Consider the following 16,779-nt stretch of genomic DNA (forward strand, 5'->3'; position numbering starts at 1 on the left):
GACCATTGATCCACAGCGAATGAAGAAGGCCCACGAATGAAGGTACTGGTAATTGGAGGAGGGGGCCGGGAACACGCATTGGCGTGGCGGCTGGCGCAGGCCAGCCGGGTCAGCCGCGTGTACGTGGCGCCGGGCAACGGCGGCACCGTGAGCGACGAGCGCTACGACTGCATCGACATCACCGAGCCCGCCGCGCTGCGCGAGTGGGCCGCCAAGGAAAAGATCTCGCTCACCGTCGTCGGCCCCGAAGCACCCCTTGCGGCCGGCGTGGTGGACGAATTTCGCGCCCACGGTCTGCGCATCTTCGGGCCCACGCGGGCCGCTGCGCAACTGGAGAGCTCCAAGGCGTTCTCCAAGGCGTTCATGAAGCGCCACAAGATCCCCACCGCCGAGTACGAGGCCTTCACCGATGCGGCCGCGGCCCATGCCTACATCGACGCCAAGGGCGCTCCCATCGTCGTCAAGGCCGACGGCCTGGCCGCCGGCAAGGGCGTGGTGGTGGCCATGACCGCGCAAGAGGCGCACGAGGCGGTCGACTTCATGCTGGTCGACAACAAGTTCGGCGTGTCGCACAACGACGGCGGCGCGCGCGTCGTCATCGAAGAATTCCTGCAGGGCGAGGAAGCCAGCTTCATCGTGCTGTGCGACGGCAAGAACGTGACCGCACTGGCCACCAGCCAGGATCACAAGCGCCTGCTCGACAACGACGAAGGGCCCAACACGGGCGGCATGGGCGCGTATTCGCCCGCGCCGGTGGTCACGGCCGAGGTGCATGCGCGCGCCATGCGCGAGATCATCCTGCCGACCATCCGCGGCATGGAAAAGGACGGCATTCCGTTCACGGGCTTCCTGTACGCCGGTCTCATGATCGACGCGGCAGGGCACCCGAAGACGCTCGAATTCAATTGCCGCATGGGCGACCCCGAAACGCAGCCGATCATGATGCGGCTCAAGTCCGACCTGTTCGAAGTGTTCTGGCACGCCACCGACGGCACGCTCGACCAGGTCGAGCTGCAGTGGGACCGGCGCGTGGCGCTTGGCGTGGTGATGGCGGCGCACGGCTATCCGCTCGCGCCGCGCAAGGGCGACCGCATCACCGGCATTCCGGCAGAAGCGCCCGATGCCGTGGTGTTCCACGCCGGCACCACGCAGCAGGACGGCGAGCTCAAGACCAGCGGCGGCCGCGTGCTGTGCGTGACGGCGCTGGCCGACAGCGTCAAGCTTGCGCAGCAAAGGGCCTACGAGGTCGCCGCGCGCATCAATTTCGACGGAGCGCAATACCGCAAGGACATCGGGCACCGCGCGGTCCACGCGCGCGGCAACCCGCACGCCTGATGCAACAGACCAATCCGGCCGCGGTCGGCGATTACCTGCGCAAACTGCAGCAGGACATCGTCGCGGCCGTTGAAGCGGCCGACGGTGGTACCTGCACGCGCGACACCTGGCAAAAAGATCCCGGCGAGGCGCTGCAAGGCAGCGGCCTCACCTGCATCCTCGAGGGCGGCGAGCTGTTCGAGCGCGCGGGCTGCGGCTTCTCGCAGGTGCGCGGGCCCAAGCTTCCGCCATCGGCCACGCAGAACCGGCCTGAACTCGCGGGGGCGCCTTTCGAGGCCATGGGCGTTTCGCTGGTGTTCCATCCGCGCAACCCCTACGTGCCCATCGTTCACATGAACGTGCGCATGCTGGCCGCGCTGCCCGAGGGCAAGGAGCCGGTGTGCTGGTTCGGCGGCGGCATGGATCTGACGCCCTGCTACGGTTTCGAAGAAGACGCGGTGCACTTTCACACCGCGTGCCGCGATGCGCTCGCTGCTTTCGGCGACGACAAATACCCCCGCTTCAAGACCTGGTGCGACGAGTATTTCTTTCTCAAGCACCGCAACGAACAGCGCGGCATCGGCGGCATCTTTTTCGACGACTTCGCCGAGGGCGGATTCGAGAACGCGTTTGCAATGCTGCGCTCCGTGGGCAATGCCTTCTTGCCGGCTTATCTTCCCATCGTGGAGCGCCGCCGCGCCATGCCTTGGGGCGAGCGCGAACGGACATTTCAGCTCTACCGGCGCGGACGCTACGTGGAGTTCAACCTCGTGTGGGACCGCGGTACGCACTTCGGGCTTCAGTCGGGCGGGCGCACCGAATCGATTCTGCTGTCGATGCCGCCGCTCGCAAGCTGGGCCTACCGCCAGCAGCCGGAGCCGGGCAGCCCCGAAGCCGCGCTCTACAGCGACTTCATCGTGCGGCGCGAATGGTTGTGAACACTTCCGCCAGCAAATCACCCCCGCGCATCGGCATTTTTGGCGGCGCCTTCGATCCGCCGCATAACGCCCACGTGGCATTGGCCGAGGCGGCGCTTGCGCAGCTCGGCCTGGCCGAATTGCACGTCATACCCACGGGACAGGCCTGGCACAAGAGCCGGGCCCTGACGCCAGCACAAGACCGCTTGGCAATGACCCAGCTGGCCTTCTCGGGATTGAAGGGCACGGTGGTGATCGACAGCCGTGAAGTGCTGCGCAACGGACCCACCTACACGCTCGACACCCTGCACGAATTGCAGCAAGAGCAGCCCGGCGCCCAACTGGTTCTGATCATGGGCGCCGACCAGGCCAGCGCGTTGCCGACATGGCACGGCTGGCAGGCTATACTCGGCATTGCTATTGTTTCTGTAGCGTATCGCGCATTATCGACGGGCGGCACTGCTCGTTTTGATCCGAAGTTGCTGCCCGGCCTTCCGGCTGGCGCGCGTTTCGAAGCGCTCGAACTGCCGGCCATGGACACCAGCGCCACCGACATACGGCGGCGCGCGGCGCTTGGCGAGAACATTTCCTCGCTGGTTCCGCCAGCCGTTGCACGCTATATTGACCAACACCACCTTTACCGCCCTGCCTGATGACCACTGAAGCCGCCGCCAAGAAAGACACCCAAAAACTCCAGCGAGCCATCATCGATGGACTCGAAGACGTCAAGGCGCAGGACATCCAGGTTTTCGACACAGAGCATCTTTCACCGCTGTTCGAACGCGTGATCGTTGCCTCGGGCACCTCCAACCGCCAGACCAAGGCGCTGGCCGCCAGCGTTCGCGATGCGGTGCGAGAGGCCGGCTTCGGCAAGCCGCGCATCGAGGGCGAGGACAACGGCGAGTGGATCATCGTGGACTGCGGCGCCGCTGTTGCGCACATCATGCAGCCCGCCATCCGCCAGTACTACCACCTCGAAGAGATCTGGGGCGACAAGCCCGTGCGCGCCAAGCTCGGCGGCACCAAGCCGGCGCTTGCCACGGCCTCCAAGGTCATCGAGGAGAAGAAGCCGGTGGCGGCCAAAATGCCCAACCTGCGCCGTACCAGTGCGGCCAAGACCGCCATCCGCGCGGCCGAGCAGGAAGCCAAGGCCGAGAAGGCCAGCCGCAGCCCAGCCAAGAAAACCGCCGCCAGGAAGGCGCCGGCCAAGAAGACCACGACCGCGCGCGTGCCGGTCAAGGTGGTCGGCAAGCCGGACGCAAAGAAACCCGCGGCAAAGAAGCCCGCGGCAAAGAAGGCGCCTGCCAAGAAGGCGCCAGCCCGCCGCGCATGAAGCTCCTGGTGGTCGCCGTCGGGCAACGCATGCCCGACTGGGCGCAGACTGCCTGGGACGACTACGCCAAGCGCTTCCCGCCCGAGCTCAAGCTTGAGCTGCGGGCCGTCAAGACCGAACCCCGCGGTTCCAAGTCGCTCGAAACCATCTACGCTGCCGAGCGCGAGCGCATCGAAGGCGCCATTGCCAGGGGCATGCGCATCGTGGTGCTCGATGAGCGCGGCACCGCGCTCACCACCAAGGCGCTGGCCTCGCGCCTGCAAGCCTGGCAGGGCGGGGGCGATGACGTGGCCCTCGTCATCGGCGGGCCCGACGGGCTCGACCCGGCCTTCAAGGCCGCGGCGCATGAGCGCATCCGCCTTTCCGACCTGACCCTGCCGCATGCGATGGCGCGCGTGCTGCTCGTGGAGCAGCTGTATCGGGCCTGGTCGGTCAACGCGGGCCATCCGTACCACCGGGAATGACACCAGACTTCATCTACCTCGCGTCGCAGAGCCCGCGCCGCGCCCAACTGCTCGGCCAATTCGGCGTTCGCCACGAGCTCCTCCTTGCCGGTCCTGAAGAAGATGCCGAATCGCTCGAGGCGGTGCTGGCCAACGAATCTCCCACCGCCTACGTACAGCGCGTCACTGCGCTCAAGCTGGATGCCGCGGTTGCGCGGCGCAAGCGCCTCGGGCTCGCCGATGCACCGGTGCTCTGCGCCGACACCACGGTGGCCTTGGGGCGCAGCATCCTCGGCAAGCCCGACGATGCCCGCGATGCCGAGCGCATGCTCGCGCTCTTGTCTGGCACCACGCATCGCGTGCTAACGGCCGTGGCGCTGCAGCATGGCCGCCGCCGCCATGCGGCACTCAGTGTTTCGCGCGTGCGCTTCGCGGCCATAACCAAGAAGCAGATCGCGCGCTATGCCGAGAGCGGCGAGCCGCTCGGCAAGGCTGGCGCCTATGCGATCCAAGGCGCGGCGGCCGCGTTCATCGAGCACATCAGCGGCTCCTATTCGGGCATCATGGGACTCCCGATGTTCGAGACCGCGCAGCTCCTTCGCAGCGCCGGTTTCAATACCTGAGAATTCCAATCCCATGCAAGACATCCTGATCAACTGGTCCCCGCAGGAGACCCGTGTGGCGCTGGTCGAGCACGGCGCGGTACAAGAGCTGCACGTCGAACGCACGTTGGAGCGCGGGCTGGTCGGAAACATCTACCTTGGCAAGGTGTCGCGCGTGCTGCCAGGCATGCAGTCGGCCTTCATCGATGTGGGCCTGGAACGCACGGCCTTTCTGCACGTGGCCGACATCGTGGCGCCGTTCACGCCGGGTTCGCGCCCCAGCACACCGGCACCCGAGCGCGACCACCGCAACGGCGGGCCGATCGTGCCCATCGAGAAGCAGGTGTTTGAAGGCCAGTCGCTGCTGGTGCAGGTGATCAAGGATCCGATCGGCACCAAGGGCGCGCGGCTGTCGACGCAGATCAGCATTGCCGGTCGGCTGCTGGTGTTTCTGCCGCAGGACAATCACATCGGCGTTTCGCAGAAGATCCCTTCGGACCAGCGCGAATCGTTGCGCACGCGCATGCTCGCCTTGATCGAGGCGGCCGCGGCGGCCGACAGCGGCGGCGTGGTGCCCGCCAACACGGGCGGCTTCATCCTGCGTACCAACGGCGAAGACTCGTCCGATGCCGAACTGGCCGAAGACATCGCCTACCTGCGCAAGACCTGGTCGCGCATCCGTGAGGCGTCGGGCAAGATGCCGCCAATGTCGTTGTTGCACCAGGACCTGAGCCTGCTGCAGCGCGTGCTGCGCGACATGACCAGCGAAGACACGCAGACCATCCGCATTGATTCGCGCGAACAGTTCGAGGTGCTGCTCAAGTTCGGGCTCGAATACATGCCGCAGGCGGCCGGCAAGCTGCAGCACTACAAGGGTGAACGGCCGATCTTCGACCTGTATTCGGTCGACGAGGAAATTGCCAAGGCGCTGGGCCGGCGGGTCGAACTCAAGTCGGGCGGCTACCTTGTGGTGGACCAGACCGAGGCCCTCACCACGGTGGACGTGAACACCGGCGGCTTCGTCGGTGCGCGCAATTTCGACGACACCATCTTCAAGACCAACCTGGAAGCGGCGCAAGCCATTGCGCGGCAATTGCGGCTGCGCAACCTGGGCGGGATCATCATCGTCGACTTCATCGACATGGGCCGCGACGACCACCGCGAACAGGTGCTGGCGGAGTTTCGCAAGCAGCTTGCGCGCGACCGCGTCAAGACAACGGCCGGCGGCTTCTCGCAGCTCGGGCTTGTCGAGATGACGCGCAAGCGCACGCGCGAATCGCTGGCCCACATGCTGTGCGAGCCCTGCGTCGCGTGCGGCGGGCAGGGCATCGTGAAGACCGCGCGCAGCGTGGCCTACGACGCCATGCGCGAGATATTGCGCGAGGCGCGGCAGTTCACGCCGCGTGAGTTCCGCATCGTGTCATCGCCGCAGGTGATCGAGCTTTTTCTCGATGAGGAAAGCCAGCACCTGGCGGGCCTCAGCGACTTCATCGGCAAGCCGATTTCGTTGCAGTCCGAGCCCGCCATCGGGCAGGGCCAGTACGACATCGTGCTGCTCTGACGGCCTGTCAGAGCGTCGGGTCCTGTCCCGGAGTCGCGCTGCGCACGGCCAGCGTCTGCAGGCGGGCGTAGAGCCCGTCAAGCGCCATCAGCTGCGCATGGCTGCCTTGCTCGGCCACCCGGCCTTGTTCCATCACGATGATGCGGTCGGCATGCTGGATGGTCGATAACCGGTGCGCGACGATGAGCGTGGTGCGGTTCTGCATCAAGCGGTGCAGGGCGTCCTGAACCAGCCGCTCCGATTCCGTGTCGAGGGCCGAGGTGGCTTCGTCGAGCAGCAGGATGGGCGCATTCTTGTAGAGAGCGCGCGCAATAGCCAGGCGCTGGCGCTGGCCGCCCGACAACTGCGTCGCGTTGTGGCCAAGCACCGTGTCCACGCCCTCCGGCAGGCTCTCGACATGGCTCGCGAGGTTAGCGGCCTCGATGCATTGCTGCACCCGCGCGCGATCGATTTCGGAGCCCAGCGCCACATTGGCGGCCAGCGTGTCGTTGAGCATCACCACGTCCTGGCTCACCATGGCGAATTGCGCGCGCAGGCTCTTGAGTTCCCATTCGCTGGTGTCGTGGCCGTCGAGCAGCACTTGTCCGCCGCTGGGCAGCACGAAGCGCGGCAGCAGATTGACCAGCGTCGTCTTGCCCGATCCCGAGGGGCCGACGAAGGCGACCACCTGGCCCGGCTCGATGGCCAGGTTGACGCCGTCGAGCGCACGGGCTTCATCCTCCCCGCGGTAGCTGACCTTCACGTCGCGAAGTTCGATGCGGCCTTGCGCATGCGCGAGGCTGAACGTGCCCTGCGGCTCGGGGGCCACGTCGTCGATGAGCACCAGGCCGCGCTCGAGCGCGGCGAGGCCTCGTGTGATCGGCGCGGCCATGTCGGCCAGGCGACGGATCGGTGCGATCAGCATCAGCATGGCCGTGATGTAGGCGACAAATCCGCCCACGGTCAGCCCCTGCTCGCCGCTCTGCCAGAGCGCGATCATCACCACGACCGACAGCGCGAGCGACGCCATCATCTGCGTGAGCGGCGTGGTGGCCGCTTGCGCGATGGTTGATTTCACGGCCAGCCGGTTCAGGCGCTGGCTCAGTTGCTCGAAGCGCTCGCCTTGCGCTTCCTCGGCCCCGTGCAGCCGCACCATGCGGTGCGCAAGCACGTTTTCTTCCACCACATAGGCCAGCTCGTCGGTGGCCTGCTGTCCCTGCTGCGTGAGGCGGTACAGGCGCTTGGAAAACACCTTCATGATCCACGAGATGCTCGGCACCAGGAAGGCGACGATGAGCGTGAGCTTCCAATTCAGATAGACGAGGTAGGCGAGCAGCGCCACCAGCGTGAAGCCGTCGCGCGAAAGGCCGAGCAGTGCCTGCACCAGCAGCATGGAGCCGGTCTGCACTTCGTACACCACGGTGTTGGAAAGCGTGCTTGCCGACTGGCGCGAGAACAGGGCCAGCTCTGCGCCCAGCAAGCGCTGGAACAGCACGCGGCGCAGCCGCTGCATGCCTTCGTTGGCAATGCGCGAGAGCGCATACTGCGAAATGAACTGGGCAATGCCGCGCACCGCAAACAGCAGCAGCACAGCCGCCGGCACCATCCACAGCGCCAGCTGCCCACGGTTGAAGCCGCGGTCGAGCAGCGGCTTCAGCAGTGCGGCCATCAGCGGCTCGGTGATGGCCGCCATCAGGGCGCCAATGAGCGCGACCGCCCACCATTGGCGCGAGCCGCCGAACCAGGTCATGAGTCGCGCCAGCCGGCGCATCAGGGGAGGGCGCGCGGTCTCGCTGCCGGGGGATGCTTGCATGGCGGCGGATTCTACGGGGGGCCCGACAGACGCTTTGATGGCGCCGCTGTAGGACTGCACCGACCGATACACCTTTTGTGATTTTGCGGCCAAACCAGTGTGTAACATGTGGCCCGTCGCACTTGGGGAGAACTTTTTACCCCGAAACATCTCCGAACCGCATGAACAAGCCGTTGCCAGTTTCCTTTTCAACTCCTTCTTCATCGTTTTTTGCACGCCGCACGTTGATTGCGGCTCTTGCTGGAACTCCCATGCTGCCCGCGCTCGCCCAGTTCCGGGTCGAGGTGTCGGGCGTGGGCCTCACGCAGCGGCCGATCGCGCTGGTTCCGTTCAAGGGACAGGACGCATCGCCGCAGAAAATCTCCGACATCGTTCAGGCCGACTTGGAACGCAGCGGCCAGTTCCGGGGCGTCGATGCCTCGGGCCAGGCGCTCGACGAAGCCTCGCGCCCCGATCTCTCGCTCTGGCGCCAGCGCACGGCGGATTCGCTCGTGGTCGGCAGCGTCACGCGCTTGGCCGACGGCCGCTTCGATGTGCGCTTTCGCCTGTGGGACGTGGTGCGCGGGCAAGACCTCGGCGGCCAGAGCTACACCGTGCCGCAAGGCGACCTGCGGCTCGCATCGCACCGCATTGCCGACTACGTCTACGAGAAACTGACGGGTGACAAGGGCATCTTCTCGACGCGCATCGCCTATGTGACCAAGGGCGGCAACCGATACGCGCTGTGGGTGGCGGACGCCGATGGCGAGAACTCGCAGGCCGCGCTCGCAAGCCCGGAACCCATCATCTCGCCGTGCTGGTCGCCCAACGGGCAGCAGTTGGCCTACGTGTCCTTCGAATCGCGCAAGCCCGTGGTTTACGTGCACAACGTGGCGAGCGGACAGCGCCGCCTGCTGGCGAACTTCCGCGGCTCCAACAGCGCACCGGCATGGGCACCCGATGGCGGCTCGCTGGCCGTCACGCTGAGCCGCGACGGCGGCTCGCAGCTCTACACCATTCCGGCAGGCGGCGGCGAGCCGCGCCGCCTGACGCAAAGCGCCAGCATCGACACCGAACCTGCATACTCGGCCGACGGCAGCACCATCTACTTCGTGAGCGATCGCGGCGGTGCACCGCAGATCTACAAGATGGGCGCCAGCGGCGGCGCGCCGACCCGTGTGACCTTCAGCGGCACCTACAACATTTCTCCGTCTGTCAGCGGCGATGGCCGGTGGTTGGCCTACATCTCCCGCGTGGGGGGTGCGTTCAAACTCCATGTGATGGAGTTGGCCACCGGCAACGTCTCGGCCATCACCGACACCTCGGCAGACGAGAGTCCAAGTTTCGCACCCAACAGCAAGCTGATCGTCTATGCAACGCAGCTGCAAGGCCGCGAAGCGCTCATGACGACCACGCTCGACGGCAAGATAAAAGCACGGCTGGCCGGGCAGGCGGGAGACATAAGAGAACCGGACTGGGGTCCGTTTCAAAAGCAATGATCAAGGTTTATTTGAGGAGTACCCAATGTTGAAACGTACGATTTATTCGCTGGCCATCGTGGCCCTGATTGCCGGTTGCTCGTCGGGCACCAAGCTCAACGATGCACCGGTAACCGACCGCTCCGGCTCCGCCGGTGGCCAGCAGCAGGGCAGCGCGAGTGCAGTCGCTCCCGTCTCCATCGATCCCAATGCCTCCACCGCGCAAGGCCCGGTCGGGATCGAACGGATCGTCTATTTTGACTTCGACAGCTACACGGTCAAGCCCGAGTTCCAAGCCCTGATCGACGGCCATGCCCGTTTCCTCAAGGCCAACCAGCAGCGCCGCATTTCCATTGAAGGCCACACCGACGAACGCGGCGGCCGCGAGTACAACCTGGCACTCGGCCAGAAGCGCTCCGAAGCCGTCCGCCGCGCGCTCACGCTCCTGGGTGTGAACGACGCCCAGATCGAAGCCGTGAGCTTCGGTAAGGAAAAGCCGGCGGCCCAGGGTTCGGGCGAAGAAGCCTGGGCGCAGAACCGCCGCGCTGAAATTCGATACACACGGTGATGCAACGCGCCTTGTTGCGAGGCGCGGCCCTGGCTGCCGCCTTGCTTTGCGTTTCGATCGGCTCGCAAGCTGCATTGTTCGAGGATGATGAGGCGCGCCGAGCCATCCTTGACCTGCGGCAGCGGGTGGAGGCGATGCGCCAGCAGACCGATCAGCGGCTGACCGACGAAAACGGCCAGCTGCGCCGCAGCCTGCTCGAACTGCAAAACCAGATCGAGCAGATGCGGGGCGACCTTGCACGTATGACCGGGCAGAACGAGCAGTTGCAGCGCACGCTGAGCGAACTGCAGTCGCGCCAGACCACCATCGACGACCGGCTCAAGCAGAACGAACCCGCAAAGGTTTCGGTGGACGGTCGCGAATTCACTGCCGATCCCAAGGAAAAAGCCGACTTCGATGCGGCGCTCGGTATCTTCCGCGCGGGCCAGTTCGCGCAGGCGCAAACCGCGTTCGCGGAGTTCGTCAAGCGCTACCCGCAAAGCGGCTACAACGCATCCGCGCTGTTCTGGCTCGGCAATGCGCAGTACGCCACGCGCAACTACAACGAGGCCATTGCCAACTTCCGCTCCATGCTGTCGCTGGCACCCGACCACGCCAAGGCTCCCGAGGCCGTGCTGTCGATTGCCAACTGCCAGATCGAGCTGAAGGACACGCGCGCCGCGCGCCGCACGCTGGAAGACCTGACCAAGGCCTATCCGCAATCCGAAGCCGCACAGGCGGGCCGCGAGCGTCTCTCGCGTCTGCGCTGACGCCGGCGGAGCTCTCCGCTTGAGCGCAGCAACCCTTTCGCAAGCATCGAACGCCGCCGTGGATGTCGTCACCGACACCGCGGCGGCGCCCGACTATGCGCGCCGCTTCGGCGGCCTCGAACGCCTTTACGGCGTGGCTGGTGCTGCGCGCATCCGGAACGCCCATGTGCTCGTCGTCGGCATCGGCGGTGTCGGCTCGTGGGCCGTCGAAGCGTTGGCGCGCAGTGGAGTGGGTCGGCTGACGCTGGTCGATCTCGACCATGTGTCGGAGTCGAACATCAACCGGCAGATCCATGCGCTCGACTCGACGGTTGGGCGAGCCAAGGTCGAGGCCATGCGTGACCGCATTGCGCAGATCAACCCGGAGTGCAAGGTGCTCGCGATCGACGAGTTCGTCGAACCAGGCAACTGGACGACGCTGCTCGAAACGGCGCAGCAAGCCAATGGCCCCGCAACTGCCATCATCGATGCCTGCGACCAGGTGAAGGCCAAGCTCACTATGGCCGCATGGGCGCGCGCCTCGGGCACGGCTTTCGTTACCGCAGGTGCGGCTGGCGGCAAGCGACAGGCGCACAAGGTCGACATCGACGATCTCTCGCTCGTCACTCACGACCCGCTGCTGGCCCAGCTGCGCCAGCGCCTTCGCAAGGAGCATGGCGCTCCGCGCGAGGGCCGCAAGATCGGCGTCACCTGCGTCTTCAGCCGCGAGAGCGTCGCGCCGCCCGATGCCTCCTGCGCCATCGAAGGCGACGGCTCGCTCAACTGCCACGGCTACGGCTCGGTGGTGAGCGTGACGGCCACTTTCGGCCAATGTGCGGCAGGTTGGGTTCTCGACAAGATTGCGAGCAGCGCCGCGCTATAATCTTTGGCTTTGCTGCATTTGCTACTGGCAAATCTTCAAAACGAAAAATGGTTCCGGGACGTTAGCTCAGTTGGTAGAGCAGCGGACTTTTAATCCGTTGGTCACTGGTTCGAATCCAGTACGTCCTACCACCCCTCAAGAAGCCGCTCCATCGAGCGGCTTTTTTTATGCTGCGTCGGCTGAATCACTTCTTGCTGCACAGCAAAAAAAGCAGCCCGCACAAAGGCGGGCTGGAAGGTGACCTGCTGGAGGAGGGAGGATCAGAGGGAGTGCAGGCCACAGGGAGAGCCTTCACTATGTTCGCTGAACCTGCATGCCACCTGACCAGAAGAAATTGTCTTGTTCGACGATTGCGCCTTCAGGCGGGCGAATGCGGTTCGGGCGGCGACAGGGCGAGCGTCGTGCTCACGCGAACGCAATCCTTGATGTGCTGCTCGCCGAGGGCTCGCAAGGCCGCATAGCCGAGCGCGGCGGACACGATCTGCCCGGCAACCGGCACGTACTTGGTGGCCTGCTTGGCAGTGAGCTTCACGCCCGCATACCGGGCGAGTTTGATCAGCAGCTCGCGCGTGACGAGCCGGCCCACCAGCAAGGCACCCACCGTGGTGGCGGCCTTCTGGATGCGTTCGCGTTGATGCGGTGCGAGCTTTTCGACCTGCGTGACGGAAAGGCCGAACTCGGCGCTGATCTGCGGCACCAGGCGTGTGAGCAGGGCCGCGTCGGCGGCCCAGTCGATGCCCGGCAACGGAATGGCACTGGCGGCCGCGGCCATCAACGCCTTGCGGCCGATCAGGCGGCGGCTGCGGTGGATGGCCGCAATCAGCTTTTCGTCGCCCCGGGCCAGTTCGATGGCAGACGGCATGCGAGGTGCCTCCTTTGCAGGGTTCAGGCCGCCAGCGTCTCGAGCTGGTCCGACAGGGCCAGCCAGCGCTCTTCGAGTCGGCCGATTTCGTCGTTGAGGGTCTTCAGGCGCTTGCCCGCCTCTGCAATCTCGGCGGACGGCAGGGGCTGTGCCAGGCGCGCTTCGAGCGCGGCGCGCTCGGTGCCTGCCGCGGCCAGCCGTTCGTCGATCTGCGCGATCTCGCGCTTGATCGGCTTGGCCTGGTCGCTGCGCTGCTGGCGCCCCTGGGCGTCCTGCTTGCGCTGCTGCGGATTCTTGTTTGCGGCGGCAGCTTCGATGGCGGCGGGTGCAGGAGCAGCAATGGCCACGGGTTCGGCGGCGATCGCGGCGGCGGCGTCCCGTACGGCAATCTTGGCTTCCTCTCGCAGCCGCTTGGCTTCGTCGAGCAGGTAGCGCTGGTAGTCGTCCAGGTCGCCGTCGAAATCGGCGACCACGCCGCGTCCCACGAGCCAGAACTCGTCGCACACCGAGCGCAGCAGTGCGCGGTCGTGACTCACCAGCATCAGCGTGCCTTCGAACTCGTTCAGCGCCACGGCCAGGGCCTCGCGCGTGGCCAGGTCCAGGTGGTTGGTGGGCTCGTCCAGCAGCAGCAGGTTGGGGCGCTGCCACACCATCATCGCGAGCACCAGGCGCGCCTTTTCGCCGCCGCTCATGGTGCCGACGGGTTGCTTCACCATGTCGCCGCTGAAGTTGAAGCTGCCGAGGAAGCCGCGCAAGGCCTGCTCTCCGGTGCTTTCCTTGACGGCGCTGCCCAGCTCGCGGGCCATGCGAACCATGTGTTCGAGCGGGTTGTCCTGCGGGCGCAGCACGTCGAGTTCCTGTTGCGCGAAGTAGCCGATGTTGAGGCCCTTGCCTTCGGTGACCTGGCCGGCCAATGCGCCCATTTCGCGCGCGATGGTCTTCACCAGCGTCGACTTGCCCTGGCCGTTGGCGCCCAGGATGCCGATGCGCTGGCCTGCCAGCACCGAGCGGCTCACGCCGCGCAGGATGGTCTTGGGTTCTTCGCCTTCGATCTCGTAGCCGAAGCTGGCGTTGCTGATCGACAGCATCGGGTTGGGGATGTTGCCCGGCTCCTTGAACTCGAAGGTGAAGTCGGCTTCGGCCAGGAGCGGCGCAACCCTTTCCATGCGCTCCAGCGCCTTGACCCGGCTTTGCGCCTGCTTGGCTTTGCTGGCCTTGGCCTTGAAGCGGTCGATGAACTTTTGCAGGTGGGCGATCTTGTCCTGCTGCTTGGAGAAGGCGACCTGCTGTTGCTCCATCTGCAGCGCACGCATGTCCTCGAACTTGCTGTAGTTGCCGCCGTAGCGCGTGAGCTGGGCGTTGGCGATGTGCAAGGTCACGTCGGTCACGGCGTCGAGAAACTCGCGGTCGTGGCTGATGACGATCATGGTGCCGGCGTATTTCTGCAGCCAGGCTTCCAGCCACACCAATGCGTCCAGGTCCAGGTGGTTGGTGGGTTCGTCGAGCAGCAGCAGGTCGCTCGGGCACATCAGCGCGCGGGCCAGTTGCAGGCGCATGCGCCAGCCGCCCGAAAAGCTGTTGACGGGGCCGTCGAGTTCGTGCGACTTGAATCCCAGTCCGAGGATCAGGGCCTGGGCCCGCGGCACGGCATCGTGCTCGCCGGCGTCGGCCAGGTCGGTGTAGGCGTGGGCCAACTCCATGCCGATGTCGGAGTCGTCGGGGTTGGCCTCGTAGGCGGCCTCAATGGCCGCCAGCGTGGCGCGCAGCTCGGCCAGGCGGGTGTCGCCCCCCACCACGAAGTCGGTGGCCGACTCCTCGGTTTCAGGCATGTCCTGCGCGACCTGGGCCATGCGCCACTGCTTGGGCACGTAGAAGTCGCCGCCGTCCTCGTGCAGCGAGCCGTTGAAGAGCGCGAACAGGGTCGACTTGCCGGCGCCGTTTCGCCCGACGAGGCCGACCTTTTCACCAGGGTTGATGGTGACGGTGGCGCCGTCGAGCAGAACCTTGGCGCTGCGGCGAAGAATGACGTTTTTGAGAGTAATCATGAAATAGGAACCGTAGGGGCGATTATCCCGCCCGGCCATGGCGGCTCGGCGCGAAGGGGCAAATGGGAAGGCCGCCCGGTAGAAAGTAGGGTTCGCAGCCGTGGCTGCGGAACGTGGCAGAGGAGGAAGGGGGGAGGGCTGGCGCAGCTAACGAGCGCCGGCACCGGCCAGCAGCGCGGCCCGGGTCACGAGCAGAACCTGGTCCTCGCCCGCGGAGGTTTCAAGCCACACGACTTCGAGCTGCGGAAACGCCGCTTCGAAGTAGTCGCGCTCGTTGCCGATTTCCAGTACCAGCACGGCCTCTTCGCTCATGCGCGAGGGGGCGTCGGCAAAAAGCCGGCGCACGAAGTCCATGCCGTCGTCTCCGCCGGCCAGTGCCAGTTCGGGCTCGGCGCGGTATTCGGCGGGCAGGGCGGCCATGCTCGCGCTGTTCACGTACGGCGGGTTGCAAAGCACCAGGTCGTACGGGCCGGGCAGGTTGGCCAGGCCGTCGGATTCGATCAACCTGATGCGGCTGTCGAGCTGGTGTCGCGAGACATTGATGGCGGCCACCTCGAGCGCTTCGACCGACAGGTCAGCCGCGTCCACGGTGGTCTCCGGATAGGTCATGGCCGCGAGGATGGCCAGGCTGCCATTGCCCGTGCACAGGTCGAGCACGCGCTGCGTGTGCTCGCCAAGCCAGTAATCGATGCTGCCGTCGGCCATCAGCTCGGCAATGAAGCTGCGCGGCACGATGGCGCGTTCGTCCACGTAGAAGGGCACGCCCTGCAGCCAGGCTTCCTTGGTCAGGTAGGCGGCAGGCTTGCGTGTGGCAATGCGCTCGTCCAACAGCGCGGCGACCTTGCCCGCATCGGCCGGGGAGACGGGTGTGTTGGCCACGGCGTCGATGTCGTCGAGCGGCAGCTTCAGCCGCCACAGAACCAGCCAGGCGGCCTCGTCGAAGGCGTTGGCCGTGCCGTGGCCGAAGGCGACGCCGGCGTCTTCGAGCCGCTTGGCGCCGGCCTCGATCAGCTCGATGACCGTGCTCACTGAATTACCTCCGCGCTTCGCGCTGCGGTGCGAGGTTGCTTGGGGAGGCCCGGCGCGGCGCTCATCCGACCAGCGACGCTTCGAGCCGCTCCATCGTGCGCCTGTAGATGTTCTTCAGCGTCTCGATCTCGGCCACGTCGATGTGCTCGTCGATCTTGTGGATGCTCGCATTGACCGGGCCGAGCTCGACCACCTGCTTGCAGATCTTGGCGATGAAGCGCGCGTCGCTGGTGCCGCCGCTGGTCGAGAGCTCGGTCGCGATGCCGGTTTCATCGGCGATGGCTGCCTGCACCGACGAGACGAGTTCGCCCGGCGTGGTCAGGAAAGGCAGGCCGCCGACGGTCCAGGCCAGCGTGTAGTCGACGCCATGGGCATCGAGCACCGCATGCACGCGCTTCTGCAAGGATTCGGGCGTCGACTCGGTCGAGAAGCGGAAATTGAAATCGATCACCGCGTTGCCCGGAATCACGTTGCTCGCACCGGTGCCCGCGTGAAAGTTGCTGATCTGCCAACTGGTCGGCTGGAAGTAGTCGTTGCCCGCATCCCAGCCGCCGGCGGTGTTGATGGCCACGAGTTCGGCCAGCGCAGGCGCCACCGAGTGCACGGGGTTGCTTGCGAGGTGCGGGTAGGCGATGTGCCCCTGCACGCCCTTGACCGTGAGCTTGCCGCTCATGGTGCCGCGGCGGCCGTTCTTGATCATGTCGCCGCAGCGCTCGACGGCGGTGGGCTCGCCGACGATGCAGTAGTCGAGCACCTCGCCGCGCGCCGCCAGCGTGTTGCAGACGACGACGGTGCCGTCGACGGCCGGGCCTTCCTCATCGCTGGTGAGCAGCAGCGCCAGCGTGAGCTTCGGATCGGGCGTGGCCCGCAGGAATTCTTCGATGGAGACAACGAAGGCCGCGACCGAGGTCTTCATGTCGCATGCGCCCCGGCCATAGAGCTTGCCGCCCCGGTGCGTGGGCGTGAAAGGGTGGCTGGTCCATTGCTCGACCGGGCCGGTGGGCACCACATCGGTGTGACCGGCGAACACCAGCGTCTTTGTGGCCGCGGCAGCGGCCGGCCGGCGCACCGCCCAGAGGTTGGTCACGCGGAAATCCGCAGGACCGCTCTCGATGGTCTCCAGCGTGAAGCCCAGTGGCGCCAGCCGCTCGCCAAGGATCCGTTGGCAGCCCGCATCGTCAGGAGTAACCGAGGGGCGCGAGATGAGTTGTTCGGCGAGCTGGAGCGTACGGGACATCGGAAAAA

General features: G+C 66.0%; 16 protein-coding genes and 1 tRNA gene. 12 read left to right on the forward strand and 5 right to left on the reverse strand.

Going from position 1 to position 16,779, the window contains the following annotated elements:
* Nucleotides 1-36: 36 nt before the first annotated feature.
* Genes purD through rng form a run of 7 tightly spaced genes read left to right on the forward strand, consistent with a single transcriptional unit; the run spans nt 37 to nt 6,170 of the window.
* Nucleotides 37-1,335 carry a phosphoribosylamine--glycine ligase gene (gene purD, locus ASC78_RS04405; RefSeq protein WP_055796938.1) on the forward strand — a complete coding sequence of 433 codons (1,299 nt, stop codon included), beginning with the start codon at nt 37-39 and terminating at the stop codon, nt 1,333-1,335.
* Nucleotides 1,335-2,252, forward strand: coding sequence for an oxygen-dependent coproporphyrinogen oxidase (gene hemF / locus ASC78_RS04410; protein WP_055796941.1), 918 nt, complete (start codon nt 1,335-1,337; stop codon nt 2,250-2,252). Before purD ends, hemF begins: the two co-directional genes overlap by 1 nt.
* Nucleotides 2,249-2,884: a nicotinate (nicotinamide) nucleotide adenylyltransferase gene (gene nadD / locus ASC78_RS04415; protein ID WP_235504984.1), complete on the forward strand. Its 636-nt coding sequence runs from the start codon at nt 2,249-2,251 to the stop codon at nt 2,882-2,884. The genes hemF and nadD overlap by 4 nt, the downstream gene beginning before the upstream one ends.
* Nucleotides 2,884-3,564 carry a ribosome silencing factor gene (gene rsfS / locus ASC78_RS04420; RefSeq protein WP_055796947.1) on the forward strand — a complete coding sequence of 227 codons (681 nt, stop codon included), beginning with the start codon at nt 2,884-2,886 and terminating at the stop codon, nt 3,562-3,564. Before nadD ends, rsfS begins: the two co-directional genes overlap by 1 nt.
* Nucleotides 3,561-4,028, forward strand: coding sequence for a 23S rRNA (pseudouridine(1915)-N(3))-methyltransferase RlmH (rlmH, locus tag ASC78_RS04425; protein ID WP_055796950.1), 468 nt, complete (start codon nt 3,561-3,563; stop codon nt 4,026-4,028). Before rsfS ends, rlmH begins: the two co-directional genes overlap by 4 nt.
* Nucleotides 4,025-4,630 carry a Maf family protein gene (locus ASC78_RS04430; protein ID WP_055796953.1) on the forward strand — a complete coding sequence of 202 codons (606 nt, stop codon included), beginning with the start codon at nt 4,025-4,027 and terminating at the stop codon, nt 4,628-4,630. The genes rlmH and ASC78_RS04430 overlap by 4 nt, the downstream gene beginning before the upstream one ends.
* 13 nt (nt 4,631-4,643) lie before the next feature.
* A complete protein-coding gene (rng, locus tag ASC78_RS04435) occupies nt 4,644-6,170 on the forward strand; it encodes a ribonuclease G (protein ID WP_055796956.1) in 1,527 nt (508 codons plus the stop codon).
* A gap of 7 nt (nt 6,171-6,177) precedes the next feature.
* Here the strand turns inward: rng and msbA are convergent, their stop codons facing one another.
* Nucleotides 6,178-7,962 (reverse strand): lipid A export permease/ATP-binding protein MsbA, encoded by a 1,785-nt coding sequence (msbA, locus tag ASC78_RS04440; protein WP_055796957.1) that lies wholly within the window; start codon nt 7,960-7,962, stop codon nt 6,178-6,180.
* A gap of 251 nt (nt 7,963-8,213) precedes the next feature.
* Between msbA and tolB the strand changes: the two genes are divergently transcribed.
* The 5 genes from tolB to ASC78_RS04465 all read left to right on the forward strand — a co-directional run bounded on the left by tolB (nt 8,214) and on the right by ASC78_RS04465 (nt 11,729).
* Nucleotides 8,214-9,440, forward strand: coding sequence for a Tol-Pal system beta propeller repeat protein TolB (gene tolB / locus ASC78_RS04445; protein WP_055796960.1), 1,227 nt, complete (start codon nt 8,214-8,216; stop codon nt 9,438-9,440).
* Nucleotides 9,441-9,465: 25 nt separating this feature from the next.
* Nucleotides 9,466-9,987: a peptidoglycan-associated lipoprotein Pal gene (pal, locus tag ASC78_RS04450; RefSeq protein WP_055796963.1), complete on the forward strand. Its 522-nt coding sequence runs from the start codon at nt 9,466-9,468 to the stop codon at nt 9,985-9,987.
* On the forward strand, nt 9,987-10,736 hold the full coding sequence (gene ybgF / locus ASC78_RS04455; protein WP_055796966.1) for a tol-pal system protein YbgF: 750 nt from the start codon (nt 9,987-9,989) through the stop codon (nt 10,734-10,736). Before pal ends, ybgF begins: the two co-directional genes overlap by 1 nt.
* A 58-nt stretch (nt 10,737-10,794) precedes the next feature.
* On the forward strand, nt 10,795-11,598 hold the full coding sequence (locus ASC78_RS04460) for a tRNA threonylcarbamoyladenosine dehydratase (protein WP_055796968.1): 804 nt from the start codon (nt 10,795-10,797) through the stop codon (nt 11,596-11,598).
* A gap of 55 nt (nt 11,599-11,653) precedes the next feature.
* Nucleotides 11,654-11,729 (forward strand) — tRNA-Lys (locus ASC78_RS04465).
* A 227-nt stretch (nt 11,730-11,956) separates the two neighbouring features.
* Here the strand turns inward: ASC78_RS04465 and ASC78_RS04470 are convergent.
* The 4 genes from ASC78_RS04470 to dapE all read right to left on the reverse strand — a co-directional run bounded on the left by ASC78_RS04470 (nt 11,957) and on the right by dapE (nt 16,771).
* Nucleotides 11,957-12,460 (reverse strand): hypothetical protein, encoded by a 504-nt coding sequence (locus tag ASC78_RS04470; RefSeq protein WP_055796971.1) that lies wholly within the window; start codon nt 12,458-12,460, stop codon nt 11,957-11,959.
* Nucleotides 12,461-12,483: 23 nt separating this feature from the next.
* Nucleotides 12,484-14,505, reverse strand: coding sequence for an ABC-F family ATP-binding cassette domain-containing protein (locus ASC78_RS04475; RefSeq protein WP_055796974.1), 2,022 nt, complete (start codon nt 14,503-14,505; stop codon nt 12,484-12,486).
* A gap of 147 nt (nt 14,506-14,652) precedes the next feature.
* Complete coding sequence (gene prmB, locus ASC78_RS04480; RefSeq protein ID WP_055796977.1) at nt 14,653-15,534, reverse strand: 50S ribosomal protein L3 N(5)-glutamine methyltransferase; 882 nt, start codon at nt 15,532-15,534, stop codon at nt 14,653-14,655.
* Nucleotides 15,535-15,595: 61 nt separating this feature from the next.
* Nucleotides 15,596-16,771, reverse strand: a complete 1,176-nt coding sequence (dapE, locus tag ASC78_RS04485; RefSeq protein WP_055796982.1) for a succinyl-diaminopimelate desuccinylase — start codon at nt 16,769-16,771, stop codon at nt 15,596-15,598.
* Nucleotides 16,772-16,779 lie beyond the last annotated feature (8 nt).

The organism is Variovorax sp. Root318D1 (assembly GCF_001424835.1).
In the GTDB taxonomy this organism is placed as follows: Bacteria; Pseudomonadota; Gammaproteobacteria; order Burkholderiales; family Burkholderiaceae_C; genus Variovorax.

Excerpts from the sequence above, each read along its gene's own strand:
- purD (WP_055796938.1), top strand. The coding sequence starts at position 37 with ATGAAGGTACTGGTAATTGGAGGAGGGGGCCGGGAACACGCATTGGCG.
- hemF (WP_055796941.1), top strand. The coding sequence starts at position 1,335 with ATGCAACAGACCAATCCGGCCGCGGTCGGCGATTACCTGCGCAAACTG.
- rsfS (WP_055796947.1), top strand. The coding sequence starts at position 2,884 with ATGACCACTGAAGCCGCCGCCAAGAAAGACACCCAAAAACTCCAGCGA.
- rlmH (WP_055796950.1), top strand. The coding sequence starts at position 3,561 with ATGAAGCTCCTGGTGGTCGCCGTCGGGCAACGCATGCCCGACTGGGCG.
- ASC78_RS04430 (WP_055796953.1), top strand. The coding sequence starts at position 4,025 with ATGACACCAGACTTCATCTACCTCGCGTCGCAGAGCCCGCGCCGCGCC.
- rng (WP_055796956.1), top strand. The coding sequence starts at position 4,644 with ATGCAAGACATCCTGATCAACTGGTCCCCGCAGGAGACCCGTGTGGCG.
- msbA (WP_055796957.1), bottom strand. The coding sequence starts at position 7,962 with ATGCAAGCATCCCCCGGCAGCGAGACCGCGCGCCCTCCCCTGATGCGC.
- tolB (WP_055796960.1), top strand. The coding sequence starts at position 8,214 with ATGCTGCCCGCGCTCGCCCAGTTCCGGGTCGAGGTGTCGGGCGTGGGC.
- pal (WP_055796963.1), top strand. The coding sequence starts at position 9,466 with ATGTTGAAACGTACGATTTATTCGCTGGCCATCGTGGCCCTGATTGCC.
- ybgF (WP_055796966.1), top strand. The coding sequence starts at position 9,987 with ATGCAACGCGCCTTGTTGCGAGGCGCGGCCCTGGCTGCCGCCTTGCTT.
- ASC78_RS04470 (WP_055796971.1), bottom strand. The coding sequence starts at position 12,460 with ATGCCGTCTGCCATCGAACTGGCCCGGGGCGACGAAAAGCTGATTGCG.
- ASC78_RS04475 (WP_055796974.1), bottom strand. The coding sequence starts at position 14,505 with ATGATTACTCTCAAAAACGTCATTCTTCGCCGCAGCGCCAAGGTTCTG.
- dapE (WP_055796982.1), bottom strand. The coding sequence starts at position 16,771 with ATGTCCCGTACGCTCCAGCTCGCCGAACAACTCATCTCGCGCCCCTCG.